Raw genomic sequence first — 2539 nt, 5'->3', positions numbered from 1 at the left:
AAAAATACGACATACAATAAAACAAGATCATAATCCATTTCAGAACTATCCTATTCAAAAAATAAAATTGTGAGAGTAACGGCGAACTGCGTCGCATCGAAAACCGTTTCAACGGTTCGGTGAACCAGTATTTCCTGTGCGACCGTGGCCGTTTCGGTTATGGCTACGTCAACCGCACCGACCGTCCACGTCAGCCACTGCTGGCCGACGGCACCAAGCTGAGCCTCGACGACGCGCTGGACAAAGCCGCCGACCTGCTGCGCGGCCGCAACATCGTCGGTATCGGTTCGCCGCGTGCCAGCCTCGAAAGCAACTACGCGTTGCGTGAACTGGTAGGCGCCGAGCACTTCTACAGCGGTATCGAAGCGTCTGAACTGGAACGCATCCGTCTGGTTCTGCAAGTGCTCAACGACAGCCCGCTGCCAGTGCCGAACATGCGCGACATCGAAGACCACGACGCCGTGTTCGTCCTCGGTGAAGACCTGACCCAGACCGCCGCCCGTATGGCGCTGTCGCTGCGTCAGTCGGTCAAAGGCAAGGCAGAAGAAATGGCCGACGCCATGCGCGTTCAGCCATGGCTCGACGCCGCAGTGAAGAACATCGGTCAGCACGCGCTGAACCCGTTGTTCATCGCCAGCCTGGCTGAAACCAAGCTCGACGACATCGCCGAACAATGCGTTCACGCAGCTCCGGACGATCTGGCGCGCATCGGTTTCGCCGTTGCTCACGCACTGGATGCCAGCGCCCCGGCCGTCGAAGGTCTGGACGCCGAAGCCCTGCAACTGGCCAAGCGTATCGCCGACGCCCTGCTCGCTGCCAAGCGCCCGCTGATCATCGCCGGTACTTCCCTCGGTTCGAAAGCACTGATCGAAGCCGCCGCGAACATCGCCAAGGCCCTCAAGCTGCGCGAGAAGAACGGTTCCATCAGCCTGATCGTGCCGGAAGCCAACAGCCTCGGCCTGGCCATGCTCGGTGGCGAATCGGTTGATGCCGCGCTGCAAGCCGTCATCGACGGCAAGGCTGACGCCATCGTCGTGCTGGAAAACGATCTGTTCACCCGCACCGACAGCGCCAAGGTCGAAGCTGCCCTGAACGCCGCGAAAGTAGTGATCGTTGCTGATCATCAGAAGACCGCTACCAGCGACCGCGCCCACCTGGTTCTGCCAGCGGCGAGCTTCGCCGAAGGCGACGGTACGCTGGTCAGCCAGGAAGGTCGCGCCCAGCGCTTCTTCCAGGTTTTCGATCCGCAATACCTCGACGCGAGCATTCTGGTTCACGAAGGCTGGCGCTGGCTGCACGCCCTGCGCGCCACCCTGCTGAACCAGCCGATCGACTGGACGCAACTCGACCACGTCACCGCTGCCGTTGCTTCGAGCACCGCGCAACTGGCACGTATTGTCGATGCTGCACCGTCCGCCGCGTTCCGCATCAAGGGTATGAAACTGGCACGTGAGCCGCTGCGTTACTCCGGTCGCACCGCAATGCGCGCCGACATCAGCGTTCACGAACCACGCACCCCGCAAGACAAAGACACCGCGTTCGCCTTCTCCATGGAAGGTTACTCGGGCTCCGCAGAACCGCGTCAGCAAGTTCCATTTGCCTGGTCGCCGGGCTGGAACTCGCCACAAGCGTGGAACAAGTTCCAGGACGAAGTCGGTGGTCACATCCGCGCTGGCGACCCGGGCACCCGCCTGATCGAAAGCACTGGTGATTCGCTGAACTGGTTCGCTGCTGCTCCGCGTGCGTTCAACCCGGCGCCGGGTACCTGGCAAGCCGTGCCGTTCTTCCACCTGTTCGGCAGCGAAGAAAACTCTTCGAAAGCCGCTCCGGTTCAAGAGCGCATTCCGGCCGCCTACGTGGCTCTGGCCAAGTCCGAAGCCGATCGCCTGGGCGTCAACGACGGTGCCCTGCTGAGCCTGAACGTGGCCGGTCAGACCCTGCGTCTGCCGCTGCGCATCAATGAAGAACTGGGTGCAGGTCTGGTGGCATTGCCTGCGGGCATCGCCGGCATTCCACCGGCATTTGCCGGCGTATCCGTCGACGGTCTGCAGGAGGCAGCGCAATGACCTGGTTCACCCCTGAAGTGATCGATGTGATCCTCTCGGTCGTCAAAGCCATCGTCATCCTGCTGGCCGTCGTGGTCGCAGGTGCGTTGCTCAGCTTTGTCGAACGTCGCCTGCTGGGCTGGTGGCAGGACCGCTACGGTCCGAACCGCGTTGGCCCGTTCGGTATGTTCCAGATCGCTGCCGACATGCTGAAAATGTTCTTCAAGGAAGACTGGACGCCACCGTTTGCCGACAAGGTGATTTTCACCCTGGCACCGGTCGTGGCCATGTCCGCCCTGCTGATCGCTTTCTCCATCATCCCGATCACCCCGACCTGGGGCGTGGCGGATCTGAACATCGGCTTGCTGTTTTTCTTCGCCATGGCCGGTCTGTCGGTCTACGCGGTGTTGTTCGCCGGCTGGTCGAGTAACAACAAGTTCGCCCTGCTCGGCGCGTTGCGTGCCTCGGCGCAGACCGTGTCCTACGAAGTGTTC

Annotated in this window: 1 protein-coding gene and 1 pseudogene; both read left to right on the top strand. The window is 61.6% G+C overall.

Annotated elements, in window-relative coordinates; genetic code table 11:
• Window positions 1-71: 71 nt before the first annotated feature.
• A pseudogene (locus ACIOZM_RS31675) lies at window positions 72-2066 on the top strand (molybdopterin-dependent oxidoreductase); the annotation flags it as partial.
• A partial coding sequence (locus ACIOZM_RS31670) for an NADH-quinone oxidoreductase subunit H (protein WP_401221586.1) occupies window positions 2063-2539 on the top strand: 477 nt, incomplete at its 3' end. The pseudogene ACIOZM_RS31675 and the gene ACIOZM_RS31670, both read left to right, overlap by 4 nt.

Source organism: Pseudomonas sp. NPDC087346 (assembly GCF_044744235.1).
Taxonomy (GTDB): domain Bacteria; phylum Pseudomonadota; class Gammaproteobacteria; order Pseudomonadales; family Pseudomonadaceae; genus Aquipseudomonas.
Note: the sequence above shows the minus strand (reverse complement) of the source record. Positions and strands in the feature narration are given on the sequence as shown.